Annotated in this window: 28 protein-coding genes; 15 read left to right on the forward strand and 13 right to left on the reverse strand. The window is 70.5% G+C overall.

What is annotated here, in order from left to right; genetic code table 11:
• Window positions 1–31: 31 nt before the first annotated feature.
• Entirely contained in the window at window positions 32–898 is an 867-nt protein-coding gene (locus tag OO69_RS14310; RefSeq protein WP_033280973.1) for an RNA polymerase sigma-70 factor, read from the reverse strand.
• Window positions 895–1482, reverse strand: a complete 588-nt coding sequence (locus OO69_RS14315) for a carboxymuconolactone decarboxylase family protein (protein ID WP_033280974.1) — start codon at window positions 1480–1482, stop codon at window positions 895–897. The genes OO69_RS14310 and OO69_RS14315 overlap by 4 nt, the downstream gene beginning before the upstream one ends.
• A 144-nt stretch (window positions 1483–1626) precedes the next feature.
• Between OO69_RS14315 and OO69_RS14320 the strand changes: the two genes are divergently transcribed.
• The 3 genes from OO69_RS14320 (at window position 1627) to OO69_RS14330 (ending at window position 4023) form a co-directional block, all read left to right on the forward strand.
• A complete protein-coding gene (locus tag OO69_RS14320) occupies window positions 1627–1974 on the forward strand; it encodes a DUF6479 family protein (protein WP_033280975.1) in 348 nt (115 codons plus the stop codon).
• On the forward strand, window positions 1974–2924 hold the full coding sequence (ligD, locus tag OO69_RS14325; RefSeq protein WP_033280976.1) for a non-homologous end-joining DNA ligase: 951 nt from the start codon (window positions 1974–1976) through the stop codon (window positions 2922–2924). Before OO69_RS14320 ends, ligD begins: the two co-directional genes overlap by 1 nt.
• Before the next feature lie 70 nt (window positions 2925–2994).
• Window positions 2995–4023, forward strand: coding sequence for a hypothetical protein (locus OO69_RS14330; RefSeq protein ID WP_033280977.1), 1029 nt, complete (start codon window positions 2995–2997; stop codon window positions 4021–4023).
• Window positions 4024–4045: 22 nt separating this feature from the next.
• On the opposite strand, the gene OO69_RS14335 is transcribed toward OO69_RS14330, so the two are convergent.
• The gene (locus OO69_RS14335; RefSeq protein WP_234444436.1) at window positions 4046–4780 is read right to left on the reverse strand and encodes an ANTAR domain-containing protein; all 735 of its coding nucleotides are present in this window, start codon (window positions 4778–4780) and stop codon (window positions 4046–4048) included.
• A 191-nt stretch (window positions 4781–4971) separates the two neighbouring features.
• Here OO69_RS14335 and OO69_RS14340 point away from each other — a divergent pair, with 191 nt between their 5' ends.
• The 7 genes from OO69_RS14340 (at window position 4972) to OO69_RS14370 (ending at window position 11651) form a co-directional block, all read left to right on the forward strand.
• Window positions 4972–5331, forward strand: coding sequence for a helix-turn-helix transcriptional regulator (locus tag OO69_RS14340; protein WP_033280978.1), 360 nt, complete (start codon window positions 4972–4974; stop codon window positions 5329–5331).
• Window positions 5332–5750: 419 nt separating this feature from the next.
• Entirely contained in the window at window positions 5751–6545 is a 795-nt protein-coding gene (locus OO69_RS14345) for a SigB/SigF/SigG family RNA polymerase sigma factor (RefSeq protein ID WP_033281131.1), read from the forward strand.
• A 427-nt stretch (window positions 6546–6972) separates the two neighbouring features.
• Window positions 6973–8199, forward strand: a complete 1227-nt coding sequence (locus OO69_RS14350; RefSeq protein WP_033280979.1) for a PP2C family protein-serine/threonine phosphatase — start codon at window positions 6973–6975, stop codon at window positions 8197–8199.
• 86 nt (window positions 8200–8285) lie between these two features.
• Complete coding sequence (locus tag OO69_RS14355) at window positions 8286–9923, forward strand: sensor histidine kinase (RefSeq protein WP_051801004.1); 1638 nt, start codon at window positions 8286–8288, stop codon at window positions 9921–9923.
• Window positions 9920–10369 carry a response regulator gene (locus OO69_RS14360; protein WP_033280980.1) on the forward strand — a complete coding sequence of 150 codons (450 nt, stop codon included), beginning with the start codon at window positions 9920–9922 and terminating at the stop codon, window positions 10367–10369. Before OO69_RS14355 ends, OO69_RS14360 begins: the two co-directional genes overlap by 4 nt.
• Before the next feature lie 54 nt (window positions 10370–10423).
• Window positions 10424–11050, forward strand: coding sequence for an ANTAR domain-containing protein (locus tag OO69_RS14365; RefSeq protein ID WP_051801005.1), 627 nt, complete (start codon window positions 10424–10426; stop codon window positions 11048–11050).
• Window positions 11051–11162: 112 nt separating this feature from the next.
• Complete coding sequence (locus tag OO69_RS14370; RefSeq protein ID WP_051801006.1) at window positions 11163–11651, forward strand: MarR family winged helix-turn-helix transcriptional regulator; 489 nt, start codon at window positions 11163–11165, stop codon at window positions 11649–11651.
• Window positions 11652–11660: 9 nt separating this feature from the next.
• On the opposite strand, the gene OO69_RS14375 is transcribed toward OO69_RS14370, so the two are convergent.
• The gene (locus OO69_RS14375; RefSeq protein WP_033280981.1) at window positions 11661–12854 is read right to left on the reverse strand and encodes a PP2C family protein-serine/threonine phosphatase; all 1194 of its coding nucleotides are present in this window, start codon (window positions 12852–12854) and stop codon (window positions 11661–11663) included.
• Between the two features lie 65 nt (window positions 12855–12919).
• Window positions 12920–14083, reverse strand: coding sequence for a PP2C family protein-serine/threonine phosphatase (locus OO69_RS14380; protein WP_033280982.1), 1164 nt, complete (start codon window positions 14081–14083; stop codon window positions 12920–12922).
• 148 nt (window positions 14084–14231) lie between these two features.
• On the opposite strand from OO69_RS14380, the gene OO69_RS14385 reads away from it, so the two are divergent.
• Window positions 14232–14717 (forward strand): MarR family transcriptional regulator, encoded by a 486-nt coding sequence (locus OO69_RS14385; RefSeq protein ID WP_033280983.1) that lies wholly within the window; start codon window positions 14232–14234, stop codon window positions 14715–14717.
• Window positions 14718–14938: 221 nt separating this feature from the next.
• Here the strand turns inward: OO69_RS14385 and OO69_RS14390 are convergent, their stop codons facing one another.
• From OO69_RS14390 to OO69_RS14405, 4 genes are all read right to left on the reverse strand, one after another.
• Window positions 14939–15511 (reverse strand): Dps family protein, encoded by a 573-nt coding sequence (locus tag OO69_RS14390; RefSeq protein ID WP_033280984.1) that lies wholly within the window; start codon window positions 15509–15511, stop codon window positions 14939–14941.
• A gap of 97 nt (window positions 15512–15608) precedes the next feature.
• Window positions 15609–17411 carry a thiamine pyrophosphate-requiring protein gene (locus OO69_RS14395; RefSeq protein ID WP_033280985.1) on the reverse strand — a complete coding sequence of 601 codons (1803 nt, stop codon included), beginning with the start codon at window positions 17409–17411 and terminating at the stop codon, window positions 15609–15611.
• A 132-nt stretch (window positions 17412–17543) separates the two neighbouring features.
• Complete coding sequence (locus tag OO69_RS14400; protein ID WP_033280986.1) at window positions 17544–17723, reverse strand: hypothetical protein; 180 nt, start codon at window positions 17721–17723, stop codon at window positions 17544–17546.
• A gap of 116 nt (window positions 17724–17839) precedes the next feature.
• A complete protein-coding gene (locus OO69_RS14405; RefSeq protein WP_033280987.1) occupies window positions 17840–18667 on the reverse strand; it encodes an alpha/beta fold hydrolase in 828 nt (275 codons plus the stop codon).
• Between the two features lie 244 nt (window positions 18668–18911).
• Here OO69_RS14405 and OO69_RS14410 point away from each other — a divergent pair, with 244 nt between their 5' ends.
• A complete protein-coding gene (locus OO69_RS14410; RefSeq protein ID WP_033280988.1) occupies window positions 18912–19808 on the forward strand; it encodes an alpha/beta fold hydrolase in 897 nt (298 codons plus the stop codon).
• A 3-nt stretch (window positions 19809–19811) separates the two neighbouring features.
• Here the strand turns inward: OO69_RS14410 and OO69_RS14415 are convergent, their stop codons facing one another.
• Window positions 19812–20888 carry a hypothetical protein gene (locus OO69_RS14415; protein ID WP_033280989.1) on the reverse strand — a complete coding sequence of 359 codons (1077 nt, stop codon included), beginning with the start codon at window positions 20886–20888 and terminating at the stop codon, window positions 19812–19814.
• Window positions 20889–21063: 175 nt separating this feature from the next.
• Here OO69_RS14415 and OO69_RS14420 point away from each other — a divergent pair, with 175 nt between their 5' ends.
• Complete coding sequence (locus OO69_RS14420; protein WP_033280990.1) at window positions 21064–21807, forward strand: class I SAM-dependent methyltransferase; 744 nt, start codon at window positions 21064–21066, stop codon at window positions 21805–21807.
• Between the two features lie 30 nt (window positions 21808–21837).
• Here the strand turns inward: OO69_RS14420 and OO69_RS14425 are convergent, their stop codons facing one another.
• On the reverse strand, window positions 21838–22326 hold the full coding sequence (locus tag OO69_RS14425) for an ATP-binding protein (protein ID WP_033280991.1): 489 nt from the start codon (window positions 22324–22326) through the stop codon (window positions 21838–21840).
• Between the two features lie 184 nt (window positions 22327–22510).
• On the opposite strand from OO69_RS14425, the gene OO69_RS14430 reads away from it, so the two are divergent.
• Window positions 22511–22873 (forward strand): STAS domain-containing protein, encoded by a 363-nt coding sequence (locus OO69_RS14430; protein WP_033280992.1) that lies wholly within the window; start codon window positions 22511–22513, stop codon window positions 22871–22873.
• 86 nt (window positions 22874–22959) lie between these two features.
• Entirely contained in the window at window positions 22960–23736 is a 777-nt protein-coding gene (locus OO69_RS14435) for a maleylpyruvate isomerase family mycothiol-dependent enzyme (protein WP_033280993.1), read from the forward strand.
• A gap of 23 nt (window positions 23737–23759) precedes the next feature.
• On the opposite strand, the gene OO69_RS14440 is transcribed toward OO69_RS14435, so the two are convergent.
• Complete coding sequence (locus tag OO69_RS14440) at window positions 23760–24182, reverse strand: SsgA family sporulation/cell division regulator (protein WP_051801007.1); 423 nt, start codon at window positions 24180–24182, stop codon at window positions 23760–23762.
• Window positions 24179–24436 (reverse strand): DUF5133 domain-containing protein, encoded by a 258-nt coding sequence (locus tag OO69_RS14445; protein WP_033280994.1) that lies wholly within the window; start codon window positions 24434–24436, stop codon window positions 24179–24181. The genes OO69_RS14440 and OO69_RS14445 overlap by 4 nt, the downstream gene beginning before the upstream one ends.
• Window positions 24437–24515: the final 79 nt, after the last annotated feature.

Here is a 24515-nt window from a genome sequence, read left to right on the forward strand (position 1 = left end):
GTGCAGAGGTAAGTTCGGAGCGGCGGCGGACTCACCTGACGAGTTCGGTCGGCTCGTCCAGCTGCGTCAGCTTCCGCGGATTGCGCACCACGTAGATCCGGGTGACCCGGCCGTCCTCCACCACGACACTGATCGCGGACGGTTCGCCGTCGAACTCGATCCGGCCCGCCGGTTCACCGTTGAGCCATACGGGCGTGGTGTCGAACGCGGCCACCAACTCATGCGCGCGGGCGAGGATCGGCGCCACCACTTCGACGCCGTGGATCGGGGCGAGCGCGGCGGGGACCACCCCGCCACCGTCGGTCACCAGCACCACGTCCGGCGCCATCACCTCCATCAGCTCCTGCAACTGCCCGGTCCGCAGGGCGCTCAGGAACCGTTCCACGACGGCCTGTTGCTCCGACCGGCTCACCCGCACCCGCGGCCGCCGGGCCGCCACATGCTCCCGCGCCCGCCGCGCGACCTGCCGCACCGCCGCCGCGGACTTCCCGAGAACCTCGGCGATCTCGCCGTACGGCAGCTCGAAGACCTCGCGCAGCACGAACACCGCCCGCTCGGTGGGCCCGAGCGTCTCCAGCACGGTCAGCATCGCGATCGAGACGCTCTCCGCGAGCTCGACGTCCTCGGCGACATCGGGACTGGTCAGCAGGGGTTCCGGCAGCCACTCGCCGACGTACTCCTCACGGCGGCGGGACACCGTGCGCAGCCGGTTGAGCGCCTGCCGGGTGACGAGCCGGATCAGGTACGACCGCGGGTCCCGCACCTGTGACCGGTCGACGTCGGCCCACCGCAGCCAGGACTCCTGCAGCACGTCCTCCGCGTCGGCCGCCGACCCGAGCATCTCGTAGGCGACGGTGAACAGAAGGCCGCGGTGCGCGACGAAGGGGTCCTGGGTCATGCCGTCGACGCTACGTCGTGGTCGCCGGCGTTACCCGTGCGCGGGGCCAGCGGGATGTCGCACGCGTCCGAGTAGCCCTGCGAGGTGATTCCGTGCGCGGTGTTGCACCGGGCCGCCATGTTGGCGAAGCCGATGTACACGGTGAGTTCGACGAGCGCGGCCGGGCCGAGCCGGTCGAGCAGGCTCTTCGACAACTCGTCGGTGACGGTCGGCGGAGTGTTCGTCATGGCCTCCGCGTACGCGAGCACGTCACGCTCCAGCGGTGTGAACACCTCCGACTGCCGCCAGCGCGGCACCTGGCTCGCCTTGGCCAGGTCCAGGTTCTGGTTCAGCGCGAGGAAGTAGTTGACGTCGAGGCACCAGCCGCAGCCGACCTGGGCCGCGACGGCCATGTGCGCGAATGTCTTGAGCCCCGCGTCGGCCGCGTCCCACGTGCCCACCTCGGCGGAGAACCGCTGGTTGGACTCGGCGAGCCGAGGCTGGTTCCACAGCACCTCGACGGGCTCGGGCACGGCCCCGAGCTGCTTGATCATGTTCTCGCGGAGCTCGGCGGGAAGCTCGGCCTTCGGAACGCGAAGTGTCACGGTGTCCTCCTTGTATGTGGTGTACGTGTGCCTGATCGGCGGTTCGCCATGAAGACACCGGCCGGCCCGCGGATGTGACACCGGGGCCGGGCGCTCCGGCCGGCCACCGTGCTTGGCCCCTTCGCGCGGGGGTACCCGGCCGACATGATGATCGCCGAGAACGAACACGTGGACCTCGCCGCATCCGGTGCCGCCATGGGCCTGGTGGTGGCCTTCGCCGGTGGTCTCGTCATCGTCGCGCTGCTGGTGTGGGCCGTCCGGCTGGGCATCAACGTGCGGCAGCGGGAATCGGCGCCGCCGCGGCCGGACGAGCAGCCCCGGCTGCCGGAATCCGGTGCCGTCGGGGAGATCCGGGAACAGCGGGAGCCGGACGAGATGCCGCGCACCCCCGACGGCGAGCGGATCCTGCCGCACGACCTCAACCGCTCCGGAAGCCGGCGCAGTGAGAACCAGGAGCGCCCGCGCTGGAACGAGGGGTCCGGCGGTTCCTGATGGCCGGCACCCGGAGCACGGCCGGCGTCCGGACCGTGCGGGCGGGCCGCCATAACCTCGCCCTCCACCGGCCCGACAAGGTGCTGTTCCCCGCCGACGGGAACGGCAAGGAGTACACGAAGGGCGATCTCGTCGCGTACTACCGGGCCGTCGCCCCCTTCATGCTGCCGCACCTGCGCGGACGCCCGCTGATGCTGGAACGCCACCCGGACGGCATCGACGGCTCCCGGTTCATGCAGAAGAACGTCCCGGCGCACTACCCGGACTGGATCAAACGCGTCGAGGTGTCCAAGGAGGGCGGCACGGTCACGCACCTCGTCTGCGACAACACTGCCACGCTCGTGTACCTCGCCGACCAGGCCTGCCTCACCCCGCACCGCTGGCTGTCCCGGGTCGGCGCACTCCACCGCCCGGACCGCCTGGTCTTCGACCTCGACCCGGCGGACGGAGGCGACGGGGACGACTTCGCCGTCGTACGCCAAGCAGCCCTGCTCCTGCGGGAGTTGCTCGACGAGCTACGGCTGCCGTCCGCGCCGATGACCACTGGCTCGCGCGGCCTGCACCTGGTCGTGCCCCTAGACGGACGGCAGGACTTCGACGCGGTACGCGCGTTCGCCAAGGACGTCGCCGACCACCTCGCCGAGGCGCACCCCGGCCGACTCACCACCGCCGCGCGCAAGAAGGACCGCGGTGACCGCCTCTACCTCGACGTCCAGCGCAACGGCTACGCACAGACCGCCGTCGCCCCCTACGCGGTCCGCGCGAAACCCGGGGCCCCGGTCGCCGTCCCCGTCAGCTGGGACCAGCTCGACGACCCAGACCTCGACGCCCGCCGCTGGACCATCACCGACGCCGTGGACCAGGCCCGCACCAACCCCTGGGCGGGACTGGTGAGTCGGGGGCGCTCCCTCGCCCCGGCCGGACGGCGACTGGACGACCTGCGCGGCTGAGTGACCAACGCCTCGAAACGAAGATCAACCAGGACGACTGACGGCACTTTCGCGGGGTACTCACCGGTTCATGCGAATGAGTGTGGTGGACGTGGGTTCGAACACGGTCCGGCTTGTGGTGGCGGACCTGGAGGACGGCGTACCGCTGCCCGTGCACACCGCCAAGTGGAAACTACGGCTCTCCGAGCGCGTCGGGCAGCCGTACGGGGAGATCCCCGAGGACTCCGTTCGCCACCTCGTGCAGGCGGTGGCGGCCGCCGCCGAGACCGCCCGCAGTTGGGGAGCGGCAGGCCCACTCGCCTTCGCCACGGCGGTGGTTCGCGGTGCGCCGAACCGGCTCGACGTGCTCCGCGCGGTCCGCACCGAGACCGGCGTACGACTGTGCACGCTGCCGGGCGAGGTCGAGGGCGAGCTGACCTTCCTCGGCGCCCGCCGCTGGATGGGCTGGCGCGCCGGACCGCTCGCCCTCTTCGACATCGGCGGCGGTTCCTTCGAAGTCGCCTTCGGGCGGGGCCGGTTGCCCGACTTCGTCGCGTCCCTGCCGCTCGGCGCGGGCCGGCTGACCCGGGACTTCCTCTACGGCCAGGACCCGCCGCCCGAGCGCGCGGTGAAGGCGCTGCGTCGCGAGGTACGGCACCAACTGCGGGACGTGGCCGCCCGGATCCGCTGGGAAGGGCCCCGCACCACCGTCGTCACGTCCCGCACCTTTCAACAGCTGGCCCGGCTCTGCGGCGCCGCTCCCGGACGTCAAGGTCCCTTTGTGGAACGGCGGTTGGCGCGGGCGGACCTGCGCGTGGGCCTCGACCGGCTGGCCGTCCTCGCCGCCGCCGACCGGGCCCTGCTCCCCGGTGTCTCGGCACCGCGGGCCGCGCAGAGCCTGGCCGGAGCCGTGGTCGGGCACACGGTCATGAAGCTCACCGGCATCAAGACCGTCACCGTCTGCCCCTGGGGCATCCGCGAAGGAGTGCTGCTGCGCTACATAGAGGACGGCGGCGCCTGGTGGACGGAGATGGCACGGCGCAGCGACGACACCGAGGCGGCGGGAGCGGTCGCCCTGCGGATCGCACCGGTGCCGAAGCCGAGACCCGCAGGCGGGTAGCCGATGTCCGCGCCCCGGCGGCCTATGCCGGGCGTGAGATCTCGGCGACCGCCGTCGAGATCCGCTGCTGCAGCTGCTCGGGCAGCGGCGCTCCGTTGACCGAGTCGACGAGTTCCTCGGCCAGTTGATGGAGCTTGGTGTTCGTGCGCTGGGAGACGTCGACCAGGACGCTCCAGGCGTCCTCGCGGCTGAGACCGAAGGAGGCCATCAGGACTCCGCGGGCCAGATCGATGACCGGCCGGGTCAGCATCGCGCGCTTGAGCTGCACGACTTCGACGCGCAACTCCTCGGCCTCGTCGGACACGCCGTTCTCCTCCATCAGGTCGTGCGTCGTGGGGGAATGTCCGTGCGAGGAGCCGGCCACCACCCCGTCGGTGGCCGCGGGCCCTGGCGCGTGACCGAACAGGGACGATGTGCCGGTGAGTGCGAAGAGCCGCTCGACCCCGGCGCCGGCGGCCCGGACGCGGAGTGTCTTGCCGTCCGCCAGGGCGATCGCGCGCACGGACAGCAGGACGTTGAGTCCGGCGCAGTCGCAGAAACCGACTCCGGCCAGGTCGAGGTCCAGCCCTCCGGGCGACCGGGCGAGTGCCAGCCGCAGGGCGCGCCGCACCGCTTGTTCCGAGTCGATGTCGATCTCCCCGGAGACCACGACGACCGTCCGGTCACCGGCCGACTCCGTCACGATCTTCAGGGAGGCGGACCCCGACGGGGAATCCGCCGCGGAGGACGGGTGATCCACCGTGGGCACGGGGGACACCGCGCATATCGTCCGCACCCCGCTCCTGAGAGGAGCGCTACGTTCCTGTTCTTGCATGGCAGCCGCTCCCGAGGCATCCGCCCTGTTTTCTGCGCGGTCAAGTCTTGCTCGCCGCATTTAGCGCGTCAAGATATACACGAAATTTGTTTCGTGTCTCGGGATACGTGAATGCCTGGCCCTATGCTGGGGGCATGGACGGAGTATCCGAGACGCACACAGGATGGACGTTCCTCACCAGCCATGCCCGAGTGCTGGCCGCGATCGCCGAGGACCGCCGTACCCGAATCCGTGACATCGCCGTGCGGTGCAGGCTCACCGAGAGAGCCGTACAGAAGATCATTTCCGATCTGGAGCAGGACGGCTATCTCACCCACACGCGCGAGGGGCGGACCAATGCCTACCGCATCCAGCCGGGCACCATCCTGCGGCATCCGGCCGAGGCCGGGATGACCGTCGAGGCGCTGCTGTCCACCCTCGCCCAGCACGACGACCGGCGCGAGCATTCGACCACGGCACCGGCCGACGGGCGGGACTCCGAACTCGCCGAGTGAGACGCCGGGTTGGGGCGGGGGTGGTGCGTCTGCAGATCGCTCACGCGTCGCTCGGGCCGGTCGGCGTCACGGGGCCGCCCGCGAGCGCCGGGTCGTTCCACTCCTCGGTGCGGGTCGAACGCCCGGAACGCGGCAGGCCTTGCAGGAGCGCTCGGCCGGTCGCTTCCGCGTTCCATGATTCGCTCGACCGGCTGATTGGTCACCTTTCGTCACGATTTGGCGGCCAGGAGTCATTGCCTTCGCACATGTGTTTCAGGGTGCGGCGCGGGGGAAGGCGCAGGGTGAGTGCTTCGGACAGGAGGCACGTCCGTGGGACCCGGTGTATGCCGGATCGCGGGTGTGTTCCGCCTGGTCGGTGCGTGCCCGCTCCCATGGGGACCGTCCTTCGACAACCCCTTGAGGGAGTTGTGAGCACCACCATGGACACAGTCACCACCCGGAAGCGCCATCCGCACGACGACGCCCCCCGCACCGCCGCCGCCTTCGCCCGCCTCTCGCACCTGCCCGCCGGACCCGAACGGGACACCCTGCGCGACGAACTCGTCCGCGTCTGGCTCCCCATGTCCGAACGCATCGCCGGCCGCTACCGGGGAAAGGGCGAGCCCTACGAGGACCTGCGCCAGGTCGCGGCCCTCGGCCTCGTCAAGGCCGTCGACGGCTACGACCCCGACCGCGGCCACGCCTTCGAGAGCTACGCCGTCCCGACGGTCACCGGCGAGATCAAGCGCCACTTCCGCGACCACATGTGGGCCCTGCACGTGCCCCGGCGCGTCCAGGAACTCCGCAACAGGGTGCGCGTCGCCCTGCGGGACCTGTCGGCGACGGGGCCGGACCGGCGCCCGAGCGTCGCCGAGATCGCCGAGTACGCGCAGCTGAGCGAGGAGGACGTACAGGCCGGTCTGGAGGCGCTGGACAGCTTCACCGCGCTCTCGCTGGACGCCGAGACGCCGGGCGAGGACGCGGGAATGACGCTCGTTGGCCTGCTGGGGGAGTGGGACGCCGGTTTCGACCTGGTCGTCGACCGCGAGGCGGTCAAGCCCGCCCTGCGGACACTCCCCGAACGCGAACGCACCATCCTCTACCTCCGTTTCTTCCGCGGCATGACCCAGAGCCGCATAGCGGAGCACCTCGGCGTCTCCCAGATGCACGTCTCCCGACTGATCACCCACTCCTGCGCCACGGTGCGCGAACGCGTACTGGCCGACGCCGCCTAGCCGCGCCGGGTAGGGGAGGCCGGCCGCCCCGCGATGTCGCTCCTGGGGCGGCCGGTGGCGGGCTCACTGCCGAACCCTCCCGGGAGCGATTGGGCAGCTTGCCGCCCTCTTCGGACTACCGGGCTGAGGCCGGTTCAAACAACAACCGGCCCACTGGGCGACGCGTCGCACGGAATCGCGGACGGGCGGAGGGGTGTCGTCCGCCCGCTGTGTCCGTGTGGTCACAGACCGGTGAGGAAGGGGGTTCCTCGCCGGCTCCCAGGTGACCGTCGTACCCTCAACTACGCGGAACACAGGGCCTGTTGGGCCGCTCCGCCTACGGTCGGGGCGCGTGCGTACGGGACGTCCCGGCGTACCGGTATGCTCTCGACTGTTGTCTGACGGCAACTATGGTCACGCGAGACGGTTCGGTGGGGAGGGCAGGGCCATGGTGGTGCCACAGCCGCGGGCCGACGACCTGCTGTCGGTGGGCGCCGACGGGGTCGGCCCGGAGACCTGGGTGGCCTGGCAGCCCGCCGTCCTGCTGGTCGAGGACGACGCCGGTGACGCGCTGCTGGTGGAGGAACTGGTCGCCGACAGCGCGCTGAAGATACGTCTGCAGTGGGTGCGGTCGATGGCCGAGGCCGCCGAGGTGCTCGCGGACGACGTACCGGACTGCGTCCTGCTGGACCTGCACCTGCCGGACGCCCAGGGACTCGAGGCGCTCTCCCGGGTACGCGCGGGCGCCGAGCGGGCCGCTGTCGTGGTTCTCACCGGCCTCGCCGAGGAGGAGACCGGACTGGCCGCCGTCGCCGCCGGCGCACAGGACTACCTGGTCAAGGGCCGGGTCGAGCCGGGCCTCTTCGGCCGGGCCGTGCGCTACGCGATCCAGCGCAAGCAGGCCGAGCGCGCGGCCGTGGCACTCCAGGCCAGCCGCATGCAGGCCCAGGAGAACGCCCGCCTGGAACGAGGACTGCTGCCCCGCCCCCTGCTGCGCGGCGAGGGCGTCGAAGCGGTGGCCCGCTACCGCCCCGGACGCGCCCAGGCGCTGCTCGGCGGCGACTTCTACGACATCGTGCAGAGCGTCGACGGCACGGTCCACGCGGTGGTCGGTGACGTCTCCGGGCACGGGCCCGACGAGGCCGCCCTCGGTGTCGCGCTGCGCATCGCCTGGCGCACGCTGGTCCTCAGCGGTGTCACGGGCGCCGAACAGGTGGCCCGCCTGGAGGAACTCCTGGTCGCCGAGCGCGCCCGGAGCGAGGTCTTCGCCACCCTCGTCAGCCTGGTGGTCGCACCCGGCGCCCGCACGGCCCGCGTGGTGCGGGCCGGACACCACGGGTTGCTGATGCGGGACGGCGGCCGCGTGGAGTGGGTCGAGGTGCCCGGCGGCCCGGCCCTGGGCGTGGTCCCCGGCCACGCCGACTGGCCCGTCGAGGAACTCGCCGTACCGACGGACGCGGCCGTGGTGCTGTTCACCGACGGCCTCTTCGAGGGGCATGTCGGGCGCGGCTCGGAGCGCCTGGGGGAGGACGGACTGCTCCGGCTCGCACGGGAACGGGCCGGACTGGCGCCGGAGCCGTTCGTCGACGAACTCATCGCCCGCGCCGAGGGGTTGGCGGAGGCGCAGGGCGGCCTGGCGGACGACGTGGCCGTGCTGCACCTGCACTGGACATGAAGGCACCTGCCCCGGACGTGATTCACCGCGCCGGAAACGAGCAGGTGGGACGAGAGGGTGTCGAAACGAGACGAACGGTGAGGTACATGGCAGGCGGTACAGGGATCGGGCGTCGGCTGACGGTGCAGGGATGGTTCTTCCTGGCGCTGTCGCTCATGGTGCTGCTGGTGGTGATCGGCACCGCGGTCGGCGCCAACCTGCTGAGCCAGACGGCCCGGGTCACCGACGATCTGCTGCTGCGCGTCCAGCCCTCCCAGACCGAGGCGTACCGGCTGCAGGCCGCCCTGGTCAACCAGGAGACCGGCATCCGCGGCTACGCGATCGCCGCCGACAAGCAGTTCCTCACCCCCTACACCGGCGGCAAGCAGGACGAGGCCCGCTCGGCCGCGCGGCTGCGCGCACAACTCCACGACCGGCCCGAACTGCTCGCCGATCTGCGGGCCGTGGAGCGCGGGGCGGCCACCTGGCGGCAGGACTACGCCGAGCCCCTCGCCGCCGCCGTCACCCCCGGCCGGCCGGGCGCCGTCGACCAGGCCACCGTGGACAGCGGCAAGCGCGAGTTCGACCACCTGCGCACCCTCTGGGCCAAGCAGAACGCAGACCTCGCGCAAGCCGTGAAGGAGGGCCGGGCCCACCTCGCCCACCAGCGGACGGTCCGCAACTCCGTCCTCAGCGCCATGGTCGCCGCCTTCCTGCTGACCGGCATCGCCCTCGCCGTTCTCGTACGACTGCTCGTGACCCGGCCCCTCGAAGCGCTGAGCAAGGCGTCGGAACAGGTCGCGGGCGGCGACTTCGGGCACCGCATCACCGGGGACGGCCCGGTCGACCTCACCGCGGTGGCCGGAGCCGTCGAGGGCATGCGCAGACGGATCGTCGCCGAACTCGACGCCTCCCGGGGCCAGGAGGAGATCCTCAGCCGACAGGCCGCCGAGCTGGACGCCCAGGCCGTCGAACTGCGCCGGTCCAACGCCGAGTTGGAGCAGTTCGCCTACGTCGCCTCGCACGACCTGCAGGAGCCGCTGCGCAAGGTCGCCTCGTTCTGCCAGCTCCTGGAGAAGCGCTACGGCGACAAGCTCGACGACCGCGGCCTGCAGTACATCGACTTCGCCGTCGACGGCGCCAAACGCATGCAGGTCCTCATCAACGACCTGCTCACCTTCTCCCGCGTCGGACGCCTCGACGACACCCGGGAGAAGGTCGGCCTCGGCCCGGCGCTGGACAAGGCGCTGCGGAACCTCGCGGCGGCCGTCGAGGAGTCGGAGGCCCGCATCGACCGGCCCGAGACCCTGCCCGAGATCGTCGGCGACCCGACGCTGCTGACCATGCTCTGGCAGAACCTGGTGGGCAACGCCCTCAAGTTCCGCCACCCGGACCGTGCCCCGCACGTGTCCGTCACCTGCGACCCCGACCCCGACAGCCCCGGCATGTGGCGCGTGCGCGTCACCGACAACGGCATCGGCATCCCCGAGGAGTTCACCGACAAGGTCTTCGTCATCTTCCAGCGGCTGCACAGCCGCGACGCCTACGGCGGCACGGGCATCGGACTCGCCCTGTGCAAGAAGATCGTCGAGCACCACGGCGGCCGTATCTGGATCGAATCCCGCGTCGGCGAGGGCACCAGCTTCTGCTTCACGCTCCCCACCGGCGAAGAGACCACCGAAGCCGGCGGCAGCACTGACGACGCCACCGCCGACACCACCACGGACGAGAAGGCCCTTACATGACCCTCCCCGGCGCGACCCCAATCGACGTCCTCCTCGTGGAGGACGATCCGGGCGACGAACTGATGACCCGCGAAGCCTTCGAGGACAACAAGATCGGCAACACCCTCCACGTCGTCCGGGACGGCGAGGAGGCCCTCGACTTCCTCTACAAGCGCGGCGACCACACCGACGCCCCGCAGCCCGACCTCATCCTCCTCGACCTCAACCTCCCCAAGTACGACGGCCGCCAGGTCCTGGAGAAGATCAAGTCCGACCCTGAGCTGGCGCACATCCCCGTCGTCGTCCTGACGACCTCCTCGGCCGAGGAGGACATCCTGCGCAGCTACAAACTGCACGCCAACGCCTATGTCACCAAGCCGGTCGACCTCGACCAGTTCATCGCCGCGGTCCGGCAGATCGACGACTTCTTCGTGCAGGTCGTCCGGCTGCCCCACCGCTTCGGCTGAGGCGCTAGGGTTTTCGTACGAGGTGATGGACCGGGCGTCGAGTTGGTGAGGGTCATGGTGTCGGAGGACGACCGAGCCGACGAGATCACCGGGGTGTTCCTGCACAGGCTGCCGGAGGACACCTGGTGGTGGTCGGACGAGATGTTCCGCCTGCTCGGCTACGAACCCGACGCCGTCACGCCCACCGCCAAGCTGCTGCGCGGCCACGTCCACACCGAGGACCACACCGGCCTCGACAGCGCCCTTGAACACGGCAGGACCACCGGGCTCCCCTTCAGCTGCTACCTCCGCGTGGTCGGTACACCGGACGAGGAACGCAGCGTCGTGCTGGTCGGCGACGGCCGTACCGGAGACGACGGCGAGGTGGTCGTGCTGCGCGGGTTCGCCGTCGACGTGACGAAGTCCGTACGGCAGGAGGCACGGCGCACCGCCGACTCCGACATCGAGCGGGCCCGCGTCTCGCAGGAGGACATCGACCTCGCGCGCGGTGTGCTCATGGGCCTCTACGGCATCGACGCGGACGTCGCGATGCGCGTCCTGCGCCGCCACTCCCAGTACGCCAACGTCAAACTCCGCACGCTGGCCCAGTCCGTGCGCGAGGCCGCGCCCACGGCACCCGGCCGACCCCAGCACGACCTGCACCAGCGGATCTCGGCGGTGCTGTACCCCGACCGCGACTGAGCGGGCGGCCAAGGTCCCGGAGACGGGGCTGCTTGGGGGTAGGAATCTCGGGTAGGCCAACCCCATGAGCGGCGAATCACCACACTGCCGACTTCTCTGAGGTGTCGGACGCGTGGCACCGCACGGGGAGGCGGACCGGAAACCGGCGCAGGCGGATGGCACGGGCGCCGTCGCGGGCCGGATCGCCGATGCCGTGGACGGCCTGGCCGACCTGTGGACCACGGCGGCGGCCGAGGCGTCCGTCCGGCTCTCCCCGCATCAACTGCGCGCCCTGCACGCCCTGGAGGCCACCCCGGGCGCGAACCTGACCATGCTGGCGGAACGGCTCGAAGCCGGGCTGCCCACGGTGAGCAGGCTGTGCGACCGGCTGGAGGCGGCCGGGCTGCTGCTCAGGGAGGCCGCACCGCACAACCGCAGGGAAATACAGCTGCGCCTGACCACGCACGGCTGGGATGTGCTCGCCGAGGTGGCCGAGCTCCGGTCCCGGGCGCTGACCGAGGTCGTACGGGGGATGGAACCGGACGACCGCGCGGCCCTGGAGCAGGGGCTGAGGGCGTTCGTCGCGACGCTCAGGGATCCGCCGCCCGATGAGGACGGGTGAGCGCACGCCTCACGACGCGTCGGTGCCGCGCCCGTTCCAGTCCAGGCAGACCACGGCCGCGTCGGCGGTCAGGTCGGTGCTGCCGAAGTGCTCGACCAGGCTCGCCACCACCGAGCGCGCGACCTCCTGCGGGGCCTGCGTCGGCGCCGCGTCGAGGGCCCGGCGCAGCGCGTCCTCGCCGAACAGGGCGCCCTCCGGGGAACGGGCCCCGTGGACGCCGGTGCTCACCGCCACGAGCCGGTCACCGGGCCGTACGGTGAAGATCTGCTCCTCGTAGGCCGTCTCCTCGAACATGCCGAGCGGGAGCTGTGCCTCCAGTTCGATCTGCTTCACCGTGTCGCCGCGGCGGCGGTAGAGCCGGGGCGAGCCCGCGTCGACGGCCTGGACGGTGCCCGTCGCGAGGTCGAAGCGGAGCAGCAGGGTCGAGGCGTACACCTTGCCGCCGAACTGGGCGTACACGGCCTGGTCGGCAAGCCGGGCCTGGTCGGAGAGGCTCACGCCGGCCCGGCGGGCGTTGCGCAGGGCGCCCACCGTCACGCTGGTCAGCAGCGAGGCGTCGATGCCGCGGCCCATGCCGTCGGTGACCGTCACGGTGAGCCGGCTGCCGTCGGTGCTCCAGTCGAAGTTGTCGCCGCCGACGGTGTACGCGGGCTCCAGATGGGCGCCGATCACGAACTCCGGGCGACCGCAGCCGCGCCCCGGCAGGAGCTGCCACTGCATCTCGGCGGCCAGCGTGAGCCGTCGCGTACGGCGGGCCAGGAGGTACAGGTCGGTGTCGCGCTCCGCCGTGGCGATCTCATGGCCCAGCGCGGTCGCGAACTCGGCGAGCCCGCGCACCCCGGCGGGGTCGGCACCGGCGGCGGGCACGCGGGCGGAGAGGACGCCGAGCCGGTCGCCGCGCACGGTGACGGGCACATACACGGTGGCCGTCGCGTCCTCGGCCGGTTCGACGACGGGCGTCTGCATGGTGAACGCCTGTCCCGCCGGACCGTCGTATGCGGAGAGGGGTTCGGCGGTGTCCGGCAGCGGGGCGACCGGGCGCAGCACGCGCAGGCCGTAGTCGGCGAGGAGGAGGGCGACGTCCCGGGCTCCGGCGCGGTCACCCAGCAGGCGCCGGGCCGTCTCCACCAGAGCGTTGGGCGGGGCCGACCGCAACTCGCTCTCCACGGACGGGAGCGACTCAGAGGTGCTCACGGCGTTCACCCTTCCGGCTCAGTGTCTTCACACTAGCGTCACGCCGGTGGGTGCGGGTTACGACAGGGCGCACCTCATCGCCCCCGCCAGTCCAGGCACACCACCAAGGCGTCGTCGTCGGGAGTCGGCGTCCCGCGGTGGCCGGTCAGCTCGCGCAGCACGGCCCGCGGCACCTCGGCGGCGGGCAGCAGCCTCGTGTGCTGGATCGCCCGCGCCAGCGCCGCGTCGCCGTAGGCCTCACCCTTCGGCGAGGCGACGGCGTACACCCCGTCGCTGACGAAGAGGAGCCGGTCCCCGGGCTCGATCAGGAAGTCCTGCTCGACGTAGTCGGTCTCCTCGAACATGCCCAGTGGCAGCTGCGCGTCGAACTCGATCCGCTCCACCACTCCGTCCCGCAGCCGCATTGTCTGCGGCGATCCGGCGTCCACCACCCGGGCCCGCCCGGTGGTGAGGTCGAAGTCGAACATCAACACCGACATGTGGCTACGGCCCTGGTAGTGCGCGTACACGGCCTGGTCCGCGAGGGCCGCCTGGTCGGCGAGGGGGATGCCCGCCCGGCGCGCGTTGCGCAGGGCGTTGACCGTCAGGTTCGTCAGGAGGGATGCCTCTATGCCCTCGCCCATGCCGTTCGAGGCGTAGAGCGTGAGGTGGTCGGCGGTGGCGGACCAGTCGAAGTTGTCCCCGTGGATCGCGTACGCGGGCTCCAGCTGCGCGCCCAGGTCGAACTCGGAGCGCGAGCACGAGCGGCCGGGCAGCAGCTGCCACTGCATCTCCGCCGCCAGCGTGAGCCGGTCCTTGCGCCGGGCCCGCAGATACAGGTCCGTGTCGCGCTCGGCGACCAGCACCTCGTGCCCCAACACCTCGGCCAGCTCGGTCAGTTCGGGCAGGCACTCGCGTACGTGCTCGCCGCCGGGCAGCGTCACCGAGAGCACGCCGAGACGGTCACCGCGCACGCTGATCGGCAGGTGCACACGCACACTGCCGTCGCCCAAGTTGCCCTCCACAAAAGGCTCTTGGGCACCGAAGGCCCGGCCCGCCGGGGTGTTGTGCACGGAGACCGGCGGCAGGGTGTGCGGCAGGTCGGTCACCGGCTGGAGCACGGTCAGGCCGTAGTCGGCCATGAGCAGGTCCACGGAGTCAGCCCCGTACAGCCTGCCCAGTTCGCGGCCGACGACGTCGGGCAGCTCATGGGGGGCCGCCGTGCGCAGGGCGCGCTCGACAGCCAGGAATCTGTTCACGATCGTAGGTATGCCAATCTCTCACCCGAGGCACGCGTCGCCCGCTCTGCGGTGGGCCGTACGGCCCCGGCGCCGTGTGTCGTCTCGTCCATCCGTGTCCGTTGCGCGCGCCTAGTAGGCTGGGGCCCGTCCCTGTGCCTGCGAGAGTGTGACCGTGACGTCCTTCCACCCCCGCCCCGAACCCGACGAGGTCGCGCGCGTCACCTCTACGGCCGCGGAACTGCTGGAAGTCCTGTGGGGGCGCGCCTCGACGGCGCCGGCGTCCGCCTCGCAGCTGAGGGTCCTGTTCATCCTGGAACACCACGAGGGCATCAATCTGCGCACCCTCGCCGACCACCTCGCCTCGACGCCTCCGTCGACCAGCCGGCTGTGCGACCGACTGCAGGCCGCCGGTTTCGTCGACCGCGAGGTGAGCCCCACGGACCGGCGCGAGGTGCGTCTGTACCTCAGCAGCCTGGGGCGTTCCTTCTTGTCGGACCTGCGGGCCCGGCGCGAGGAGGCGCTCGGGGCGGTGCTGGAGCAGATGCCGGCCGCCGGGCGCAGCGCGCTCCTCACCGGCCTCGAGGCGTTCTGTGCGGTGGCCGCGGCGCAGATACACGACCACGACGACTCCTCCGGCAGCCGTACCGCCTGACCGAGCCGCCCGACAGCCGCCCGGTGGGCGGCTGTCCGCTGTTCGTGGCCGGTGCACGGAGTGGCCTCCGCCGACCGGGACATCCCAGATCCTTCCCCCTGCTGCGACAACACCCGCTACTTTCTTGCCTCATGGCCATAGTTGTCAAACGGCAAGTTTCACGGGTGTCGACGCCGACGTGTGGTCGAGCGGGGGAGGTTCGGTGCAGGTTGGGAGGCCGGTCAGCCGAGTTCGGCGCCCTTCGCGGCCGCCTCCGACTCGGAGTGCGCGTCACCGGTGGCGAGCGAGCCGCCCGCGCTCTCCAGGTGCGCCCGCACGAACCACTGGAACTGCTCCAGGTCGCGCAGCTGTCCGATCAGCAGGTCCTCGGTGGCGGGGTCGATGTCGCCCGCCTCCTTGACCGCGGCCCGGACGTCCTCGATCAGCCCCGTGTAGACGAGGTCGAGCGCGCCGAGATGCGCGATGGCGTCGGCCCGCCCGATCGAGTAGTCGTCCCAGGTGCGCTCGGCCACAATCGCGCCCGGCGTGCCCGGCGCGATGCCGCCCAGCGCGGCGATGCGCTCGGCCACGTCGTCGGCCATCTCGCGTACCTGGTCGACCTGCGGGTCGATCATCTCGTGCACGGCGATGAAGTGCGGCCCGACGACGTTCCAGTGCACGTGCTTCAGCGTCAGGTGGAGATCGTTCAGCGAGTGGAGCCGCAGCCGCAGCACGCCGATCAGCCGGCCCGCGGCCTCGCGCTGGATCCCGGGAACGGTGTACTTCGGGGTCAGGTCCTTGATCTCCTTGGTCATGGTTCACCTCTGGTCATCGGGTGGAGCGTGCGGTTCCTTACCTGCTCACGGGTGCCCCTGTCCGGCGAGGTCAGACATCCCGTCGCTGAGCGATACGTCACGAATGGCCCGAGTGCCGTCCGCCGGGCAGCAGATCCTGGATCTTCGCCTTGAACCCCTGCCTGACCATGGCGGTGCCATCGCTGTCGCCCTTGAGGACGGAGGACGCGGCGGCCTCGATCTGCTCCAGGGTGGAGTGCGGCGGGATCGGCGGTACGGCGGGGTCGGTCACGAAGTCCAGCACGCACGGCCGGTCGGCCGCGAGCGCGCTCTCCCAGGCGCCGGTCACCTCGTCCGGCTTCTCCACCCGGATACCGGTCAGACCCAGGGAGCGGGCGAAGTCGGCGTAGGCGACGTCCGGGATCGACTGCGAGGGCAGGAACTGCGGAGCGCCTTCCATGGCCCGCATCTCCCACGTCACTTGATTCAGATCGCGGTTGTTCAGCACGGCGACGATCAGCCGCGGATCCGCCCATTCCTGCCAGTACTTGGCGACGGTGACCAGCTCGGCCATGCCGTTCATCTGCATCGCCCCGTCCCCGACGAGCGCGATGGCCGGCCGGTCACCGTGCGCGAACTTCGCACCGATGGCATACGGCACCCCCGCACCCATCGTGGCGAGCGTCCCCGACAGCGAGCCGCGCATCGCACCGCTCAACTTCAGGTGCCGGGCATACCAGTTGGCGGCCGAACCCGAGTCGGCGGACAGGATCACATCGTCCGGCAGCAGACCATTGAGCGCGTGCACGACGAACTCCGGGTTGACCGGATCGGCCTCGACAGCGGCCCGCCGCTCCATGACCTCCCACCAACTGGCAACATTGGCCTCGATCTTGATCCGCCACGACGGGTCGTCCATCTGCTCCAGCAACGGCAGCAGCCGGCGCAGCGTCGCCCCGGCGTCACCGACGAGATTCACCTCGAAGGGATAGCGCAGCCCCACCATGTGCGGATCGATGTCGATCTGCACGCCCCGCGCCTTCCCGAACTTCGGCAGGAACTGCGCGTAGGGGAACGACGACCCGATCACCAGCAGCGAGTCGCACTCGCGCATCATCTCGTACGACGGTTTCGTGCCCAACAGCCCGATGGAGCCGGTGACATAGGGCAGGTCGTCGTCCAACGCGTCCTTGCCCAGCAGGGCTTTGGCGACCCCGGCACCGAGCCGGTCGGCGACCGCCTTCACCTCCGCACGGGCACCCCGCGCACCCTGCCCGATCAAGATGGCAGTCTTTCCACCGGAGTTGAGCACGTCGGCGGCCCGCCGCAGATCGTCGTCGTCCGGCACCACCGTGGAGTGCGGCATGCCCAGACTGGACGGCACCATCTTGAAGGCGTGCTCGGGCGGCGTGTAGTCGAGTTCCTGTACGTCCAGCGGGATGATCACCGCGGTCACCGAGCGGCGCGCCATCGCGGTGCGCATGGCTCGGTCGATGACGTTGGGCAGTTGCTCCGGGACGGTGACCATCTCGCAGAAGTCGGAGGCCACGTCCTTGTAGAGGCTCAGCAGATCGACCTCCTGCTGGTAACTGCCGCCCATGGCGCTGCGGTTGGTCTGCCCGACGATCGCGACGACGGGGACGTGGTCGAGCTTCGCGTCGTAGAGGCCGTTGAGGAGATGGATGGCGCCGGGGCCCGAAGTGGCCACGCAGACACCGACCTTGCCGGAGAACTTGGCGTAGCCGACGGCCTCCAGCGCGGACATCTCCTCGTGCCGGGCCTGGATGAAGCGAGGGTTGTCCTCCGCGCGGCCCCAGGCGGCGAGGAGGCCGTTGATGCCGTCGCCCGGGTAGGCGAAGACGTGGGTGACGTCCCACTCGCGCAAGCGCTCGAGGAGGTGGTCGGAGACCTTGGTGGCCATGGGCGGGGTCCTTCCGGTGGGGGATGTCCGTCCGGTACGGGCCTACGGGTACCCCGGAAGTCGCCCCCACGACATGCCGCGGGCCGGAAGCCTCGGCCTCCGGCCCGTTGTCCGGCCTGTCCCCGCGACTCGTCAGTCGTCTCCTCTGACGATGTTGCCCTCGGTGAGTGTCTGCGGAGGCGGTGTCACGCTGCTGTCGTCGACGGGCGGGATACAGGTGCGTACGGCCTTCCCGCTGTGGCGACGGGCCTTCGCCCAACCGGTCTCGGGCGGCAGTTGCAGGTCTTCCTTCTTCGCGGTGCGCGCGGTCACGGCGCTTCAACTTCTCTCTCTGTGTGAAATGTGCGGTCCCTTGAGCCAACCGTTCGGGTCCCCGCCGGGCACGGACTCAAACTCCGCCGGGTGGACTCGGCACCAGGACCGTGCGATCAACTCCGGGCGAATTCCAGGAGATCGGCGTTGAACCGCTCCGCGAATTTCGGCACCATCGCCAGGCCGTGCGGGGCGCCCGGGTAGACCTTGTAGATCGCGTCCTTGACGAGCTTCGACGATTTGTCGCCGGAGGCCACGATGGGAACGATCTGGTCGTCGTCGCCGTGCACGATCAATGTCGGAACGTCGATCTTCTTGAGATCTTCGGTGAGATCGGTCTCGGAGAATGCCTTGACGCAGTCATAAGCGCCCTTGATTCCCACGGTCATGCTCCAGAGCCAGAACTCGTCGCGGGTTCCCTGGGTGACGGTGGAGTCGTCCCGGTTGGCGCCGTAGAACGCGGCACTGAGATCTTTGTAGAACTGCGAGCGGTCCGTCTCGACGCCCTTGCGGATGTCGTCGAAGACGTCGATCGGCAGCCCTTCCGGGTTCGCGTCCGTCTTGAGCATGAGCGGCGGGATCGCGCCGAGCAGGACGGCCTTGGCGACCCGGCCGGAACCGTGCCGGCCGAGGTAGCGGGTGACCTCGCCGCCGCCGGTCGAGTGCCCGACCAGGATCACGTCACGGAGATCCAGGGCTTCGATGACCGACGCGAGATCGTCGGCGTACGTGTCGAGGTTGTTGCCGTCCCAGGGCTGACCGGAACGCCCGCCTCCACGCCGGTCGTGGGCCACGGCCCGGAAGCCGTTGTCGGCCATCACCTTCAGCTGGGGATCCCACGCGTCGGCGGTCAGCGGCCAGCCGTGGGAGAAGACGACCGGCTGACCCGATCCCCAGTCCTTGTAGAAGATCTGCGTGCCGTCCGAACTGGTGGCGAAAGGCATGGTGTGTTCCTCCCGAAATGATCGAACTGTTTGAGTACGTCATACGGAGATTCGACGACGGCGAAGGGTCAGCGGCGAGAGGCGACCGGAATGAGCACGTCGACCACAACACTCTAGGGGAGGCCGGGCACTTCCGCGTGTCGAGCGAATTCCCGGCCGCTTCCACCGTAACCCGGGGGCGGGGCGAAAAACGTCAGACCGTGGTTCGATCTCTCGCGCCCGTGCTATGGCTACCGTTTCGGCCATGCCAGAACTGACAGCACGGAACGTCGGCCCGTCCGGAATCGAGATCGCCTACGAACGTTTCGGTGATCCCGAGGCACCGCCGGTCCTGCTGATCATGGGAGCGGGTGCCCAGATGATCAATTGGCCGGAGGAATTCTGCCAGGCACTGACCGACCGGGGTCTGCACGTGATCCGCTTCGACACCCGGGACGCCGGCCGCTCGACCCATTTCCCCGGCGCACCCGTACCGGACTTCCCGGCGGCCCTGGCCGGTGACCTCTCCACGGCGTCCTACACGCTCTCCGACCTGGCGGCCGACACCGTGGGCCTGCTCGACACTCTCGGCCTCACCGGGGCGCACCTCGTCGGCTCCTCGATGGGCGGAATGATCGCCCAGATGATCGCGATCGAGTACCCGGAGAGGACCCGCTCGCTCACCTCGATGATGTCCACGACCGGCGAGCCCGGCGTCGGCGAGGCCGACTTCTCCGTCTTCGCCGGACTGGGAGCACCGCCGCAGGACCGGGATGCCTTCGTCGAGTGGCAGGTGCGCGCCCTGCGGCTCGCCGCGTCCCCCGGCTTCCTTTTCGACGCGACCGCCGCGGCCGAGCGGGCCGGACGCGTCTTCGACCGGGGCTACGACGCCCTCGGCATCCAGCGTCAGGGCCTCGCGGTGGTGGCCACGGGAGACCGCACCGAACGGCTGCGGGCACTGCGGGTGCCCACGCTGGTGGTGCACGGCGCCGACGACATCGTGTGCGACGTCAGCGGCGGTCGCGCCACGGCCGCCGCCGTCCCCGGCGCCGACCTGGTGATCCTGGAGGGAATGGGCCACAGCCTTCCGCAGGAACTGTGGCCCGAACTCGCCGACCGCATCAGCGAGTTCGTGCACCACGTGGAGAAGGTGACAGCCTGAGCGTCAACGCCGGTCCGCGTCGTCGCGTGCCCACTGCGCGGCCCGGACCGTTCCCTCCTTGATGTCCTGCCGGGGGAGTTGCAGGCCCAGTGAGACCTCCAACGCGTGGAAGTACAGCTCGAAGTCGTGGAACAGCTCGGGGTGGTCCAGTTCGGCTCGGCGCAACGCCCTGTTGAAGAAGTCGAGTTGGCCGCCCCGGTAGTAGGGGGCTCGGCCCCGCTTGTACCAGATCAACTCCAGCACGCCCCGGTCGTCGTCGACACGGCGGCCGTCGCGTACGTAGTCGAAGGTGTAGATGGCCTTCGCGGAGGTGGCGGTCAGCTCCACGGTCTCCGTGACTCCGAGTCGGGCCAGAGCCGCGCTGTCGGCCTCAACGCCGTCCGGTGTCTCGTTGTACAGCAGAAATGCCCAACCGCCCGCCTCCCCGAAGCAGAAGGTCTCCCAGGCGGTCTCCCAGTGTTCGCGGCCGAAGTCGTCCCTGTCGCGCAGGTCCAACAGGCGGGTCCCGGTGGCGACTTGATCCGGGTCGGCTCCGTGGAGCAGGGCGATCTGCTCGGCGCTGACGTTCTCGCCGCGGAAGAAGGCGAGGACGGTGTAGGGGTCCTGGTCGCGCCATTCACGGGCGACCCAGGCGAAGCGCTCCAGCGGGTCACGTCCACACGGCCGGTCCGTCCGCGTACCGTCCAGGTCGCTCATCCCGCCGTCGCGGTATCTGCTTCCCCACGCGGGGTTGATCCGGTCCAGCAACTCGGCCTGCCCGCTGACCAGATTGACGGCGGGCCCGCGGCCGGGGGAGTGGGCCACGATGTGTTCGGCGAGATCATGGACCGCCTGCTCCGCGACGAAGTACAGCACCTGGTCGTGGTCCCGGGTGGCGAAGTCCTCCCGGCCGGAGCCGCGGTGACCGCGCACGGTGCCGTCCTCGTCCACCACGAGGAAGAGGTCACCGACGCGGCTCACCCGCTGCATGTACTGGTCCCGCGAGGTGCCGGTGGGCGGGAACATGGCGTCGTCGAGCAGGTCGGAGCCCGCCGCTGTGGTCTGCCACGCGCGTTTGAGTGTGTGCTCCGTTGTCTGCATGGGCGTCAGTATGCAAGGGGGTATTGCAGCGGTTGCTGACGGGGGTGCCCCTCAACTCGCCGGGCAGGCAAGGTAGTTGCGGACGGGCACCCGGGGTGCCACCCAGGCGCCGGAGTTGGCCTCGCGGTGGGGAATTCGTTGGACAACGCTTCGGTCGGCAGCCAGCGTTGTCGGAATGGGACAGGAGACGCTTTGGGACGCTGACGCCGCCCAGCGCTATGACACGCCCGGTACCGGCATGTTCGCGCCCGGCACGCTGGGGCCGACCGTGGACCGCCTTGCGCATCTCGCCGGCGACGGGGCCGCGCTGGAGTTCGCCATCGGGACCGGGCGGGTCGCCGTGCCGCTCGCCGAGCGTGGCGTGCCGGTCACCGGGATCGAGTTGTCGGAGCCGATGGTGGCGCGACTGCGCACCAAGGCCGACGAAGCGACGATCCCCGTCGTCATCGGGGACATGGCGACCACCGTCGCGCCCGGGACGTACAGCCTCGTCTATCTCGTCTACAACACGATCTCGAACCTGCTCACCCAGGCCGAGCAGGTCGAGTGCTTCCGCAACGCCGCCCGGCATCTCACGCCTGGCGGACGGTTCGTGATCGAGCTCTGGGTTCCGGAGTTGCGCACGCTTCCGCCGGGGCGGCAGGCCACTGTCTGGCGGACCGACTCCGACTACATCGGCCTGGACACCTACGACGTCCTGCGGCAGCACGCCGTGTCGCACCACTTCCGGATCGACGGGACCGAGCAGGCGCGGCTGTACCGCAGCCCTCACCGTTACATCTGGCCTGCCGAGCTCGATCTCATGGCCCAGCTGGCCGGGTTCGAGCTGGAGAGCAGGCATGGGGACTGGTCCGGCGCCGAGTTCACCGCCGAGTCGCGCGACCACGTCTCCGTCTACCGCGTGCCGCCGACGCCGTAGCCGCCTCAACTGGGCGGTGCGAAAGGGTACTTACGGCATGTGCGTCCCACCCGCCGCGCCGTCCGGGGTGTCCGGGGCGTCCGTCAAAGGGATGCGGGCGGTGATCCGCTTGCCGACGGGTTCGCGCTGTGCTTCGAAGCCCCACGCCACGGCCCGTACGATCTCCAGCCCGTGCTGCCCCACCCGTTGGGCGTCGGCGGCACGGGCGACCGGGAGCACCGGGTCGGAGTCCCACACCTCCACCTCGACCAAGGCACCGACGATCCGTAGATCCATCAGCACCGGTCCGGGCGCGTACTTACGGGCGTTGGTGACCAACTCGCTGACGACCAGCTGTGTGAGATCCATGGCACGGGCCGACACCGGCAACCCGTATTCGGTCTGGGCCCGGGTGAGGAACGTGGCGGCCAGCCGACGGGCCTCGGCGATGCAGGAGCCGTCCCCGTCCAGCGCCACGGTCGACCGCAGGGCCCGGGCCTGCGGCGCTGCGTCGTCGTCCTCCGATGAATCTGGTTCCATCCGGATCGTTTCACCGCCTTCCGCGTGCCCGGCGCATACCCCGTGAAGCAACGCGCACTCCGTCGATCTCCGCCGGGTCCAGCGGAGAGCTCCACCGGACACAAGCATCAACCGTACGATGCGGGGCAGCACTTCGGATGAAATTCCTGATCCGTAGCGCTCACCGACTTGTGTATGAGGACAGATGGTGGACACCGAACACGCGGGGCAGCCGGGGCGGTTGTCGGTCAGGACCGACGTCGTCGACGGCACCTTGGTCGTGGCTGTTGCCGGAGAGATCGACCAGGAGACGGGCGGCTCACTGAGGGAGGCGCTGAAGCTGCCGGAGGGCGCCGCACCGCGCGTTGTCATCGACCTGCGCGACGTCTCCTTCATGGACTCCAGCGGCATCAACATTCTCATCGCCGTGCAGACGATTCTCGCGGAAGCGGGCGGCTGGCTGCGGCTCGCCGGGGCCGCCCCACCTGTGCTGCGCATCATCCAGCTCGTCGGCATCGACGGATTCATCGGCTGCCACCCGACGGTCCAACAGGCCCTCGAAAGCTGACCGTTGGGGGGAGAGAGCGTGCTGGGTGTCGGGGCTGCCGTGAAATCCGCTGGCGGGTTGTCAGGACACGGTGATAGGCACTCCGGGTGACCAAGACCCTGGAGTTCCCCGTCCTGCTGCGGCTGATCGACGAACGGTCGGAGGCGTTCCGGGCCGCGGTCGCCTCCGCGCCGAGCCTCGACGCACAGGTGCCGACCTGCCCGGAGTGGACGCTGCGCGACCTCGTGCAGCACCTGGGCGGGGTACAGCGCAGCTGGGCCGCCATCGTCGCCGCCGGGCCCGCCGACGCCCGCCCCGACGTGACGGTCTCGGAGGCGCCGCAGGAGCGCGCCGCGCTGCTGGCCTGGTCGGCCGAGTCCACGGAGCAACTCCTGGGCTCGCTGCGGGAGTTCGGCCCCGATCGCGGCTGCTGGACCTGGTGGGGCGATTCGCAGTCTCCGCAGACCTCCGGCGCCGTGGGCCGGCACCAGGTCCAGGAGCTCATGGTGCACGCCTACGACGCCCAGATCACCGTCGGTGCCCCGCGGCCGCTGCCGGACGAGGCGGCACTCGACGGCATCGACGAGTTCCTGTCCACCTGCTGCGCCGGCACGGACCCCTGGCCGCACGAGCCCGCCGCCGTCGAGTACCACGCCACGGAGGGCCGTTCCTGGCGCCTGGCGCTCTCCGCCGACGGCGCCCGGGCCACCGAACTCCCCGTGCCCGCCACGGAGACCGGGTCGGACGCGGCCGGTGCCACCCTCGAGGGCACGGCCGGTGAGCTGGTCCTGGCCCTGTACGCCCGGATCCCGGTCAACTCCCTGAAGGTGGACGGCGACCCGCGTCTCTTCGACCTGCTCCTGGCCTGGGACCCGAGCGCGTAGGCCGTGCCGACGCGGGGCGTCTCCTATGCCTCGCTCGTGATCGCGGCCAGTTCGAGGTCGAGCGCAGGGGCTATACCGCTGACGTCGCGACCGACTCTTTTCCGTACCTTCCGCACAAAGTCCGCGGCCTTCTCCGCGGGCAGCCACACGCGCGCTCCGGACGGTGACACGAGGATCACCTCGACGCCCGCGAGCGGCCCCGGCGCGGGTCGTACGGTGATGTCCCCGTCGCCCGCCGGGAACATCAGCCCCAGCGCGAGCAGTTCCCAGGCGAAGGTCCAGGTGACCTCCATACCGTCGGGCCCGAGCAGCACCAGGCGCACCGCCAGACAGTCGTCCGGCCGGTACACCAACTCCGCCGCGACGATGGCTCCTTCACCATCGGCCAGCACCACGAACCCGGTCGTGCCGACCCGCAGCGGAACACCGCCCGAGCCCTCCGTCATGACACCAACTCCCGTTCCCCGGGCGCGCTTCCGCCCGAGGAGGCGGTGAACGTCCGCCGCCCGTGTGAGGCACCGGGGGAGTCCAGCAGGCGTACGGCCGCCATGGCCTCCTCCACCGTGCGGGTGCCGGTCAGCACGCACAGGGTGTAAGCGGCGTTCTGGAGGGGGACGGCGACGGCCATGTCCCCGTCGGCCGCGAGGGCCAGGTAGCGGTCGACCGCCTGTTGCAGTACTGCCGGGTTCGGCACGATCACGTCAGGCCTCCACGTTCTCGGCGGAACCCGGACTCGTCGACACGCGGTCGCGACAAGAGGGAAAGGGCACGATGACACT

Source organism: Streptomyces sp. NRRL F-525 (assembly GCF_000716605.1).
Taxonomy (GTDB): domain Bacteria; phylum Actinomycetota; class Actinomycetes; order Streptomycetales; family Streptomycetaceae; genus Streptomyces.

Excerpts from the sequence above, each read along its gene's own strand:
- OO69_RS14310 (WP_033280973.1), bottom strand. The coding sequence starts at position 898 with ATGACCCAGGACCCCTTCGTCGCGCACCGCGGCCTTCTGTTCACCGTC.
- OO69_RS14320 (WP_033280975.1), top strand. The coding sequence starts at position 1,627 with ATGATGATCGCCGAGAACGAACACGTGGACCTCGCCGCATCCGGTGCC.
- ligD (WP_033280976.1), top strand. The coding sequence starts at position 1,974 with ATGGCCGGCACCCGGAGCACGGCCGGCGTCCGGACCGTGCGGGCGGGC.
- OO69_RS14330 (WP_033280977.1), top strand. The coding sequence starts at position 2,995 with ATGCGAATGAGTGTGGTGGACGTGGGTTCGAACACGGTCCGGCTTGTG.
- OO69_RS14340 (WP_033280978.1), top strand. The coding sequence starts at position 4,972 with ATGGACGGAGTATCCGAGACGCACACAGGATGGACGTTCCTCACCAGC.
- OO69_RS14345 (WP_033281131.1), top strand. The coding sequence starts at position 5,751 with ATGGACACAGTCACCACCCGGAAGCGCCATCCGCACGACGACGCCCCC.
- OO69_RS14350 (WP_033280979.1), top strand. The coding sequence starts at position 6,973 with ATGGTGGTGCCACAGCCGCGGGCCGACGACCTGCTGTCGGTGGGCGCC.
- OO69_RS14355 (WP_051801004.1), top strand. The coding sequence starts at position 8,286 with ATGGCAGGCGGTACAGGGATCGGGCGTCGGCTGACGGTGCAGGGATGG.
- OO69_RS14360 (WP_033280980.1), top strand. The coding sequence starts at position 9,920 with ATGACCCTCCCCGGCGCGACCCCAATCGACGTCCTCCTCGTGGAGGAC.
- OO69_RS14365 (WP_051801005.1), top strand. The coding sequence starts at position 10,424 with ATGGTGTCGGAGGACGACCGAGCCGACGAGATCACCGGGGTGTTCCTG.
- OO69_RS14390 (WP_033280984.1), bottom strand. The coding sequence starts at position 15,511 with ATGACCAAGGAGATCAAGGACCTGACCCCGAAGTACACCGTTCCCGGG.
- OO69_RS14395 (WP_033280985.1), bottom strand. The coding sequence starts at position 17,411 with ATGGCCACCAAGGTCTCCGACCACCTCCTCGAGCGCTTGCGCGAGTGG.
- OO69_RS14405 (WP_033280987.1), bottom strand. The coding sequence starts at position 18,667 with ATGCCTTTCGCCACCAGTTCGGACGGCACGCAGATCTTCTACAAGGAC.
- OO69_RS14410 (WP_033280988.1), top strand. The coding sequence starts at position 18,912 with ATGCCAGAACTGACAGCACGGAACGTCGGCCCGTCCGGAATCGAGATC.
- OO69_RS14415 (WP_033280989.1), bottom strand. The coding sequence starts at position 20,888 with ATGCAGACAACGGAGCACACACTCAAACGCGCGTGGCAGACCACAGCG.
- OO69_RS14420 (WP_033280990.1), top strand. The coding sequence starts at position 21,064 with ATGGGACAGGAGACGCTTTGGGACGCTGACGCCGCCCAGCGCTATGAC.
- OO69_RS14425 (WP_033280991.1), bottom strand. The coding sequence starts at position 22,326 with ATGGAACCAGATTCATCGGAGGACGACGACGCAGCGCCGCAGGCCCGG.
- OO69_RS14430 (WP_033280992.1), top strand. The coding sequence starts at position 22,511 with ATGGTGGACACCGAACACGCGGGGCAGCCGGGGCGGTTGTCGGTCAGG.
- OO69_RS14440 (WP_051801007.1), bottom strand. The coding sequence starts at position 24,182 with ATGACGGAGGGCTCGGGCGGTGTTCCGCTGCGGGTCGGCACGACCGGG.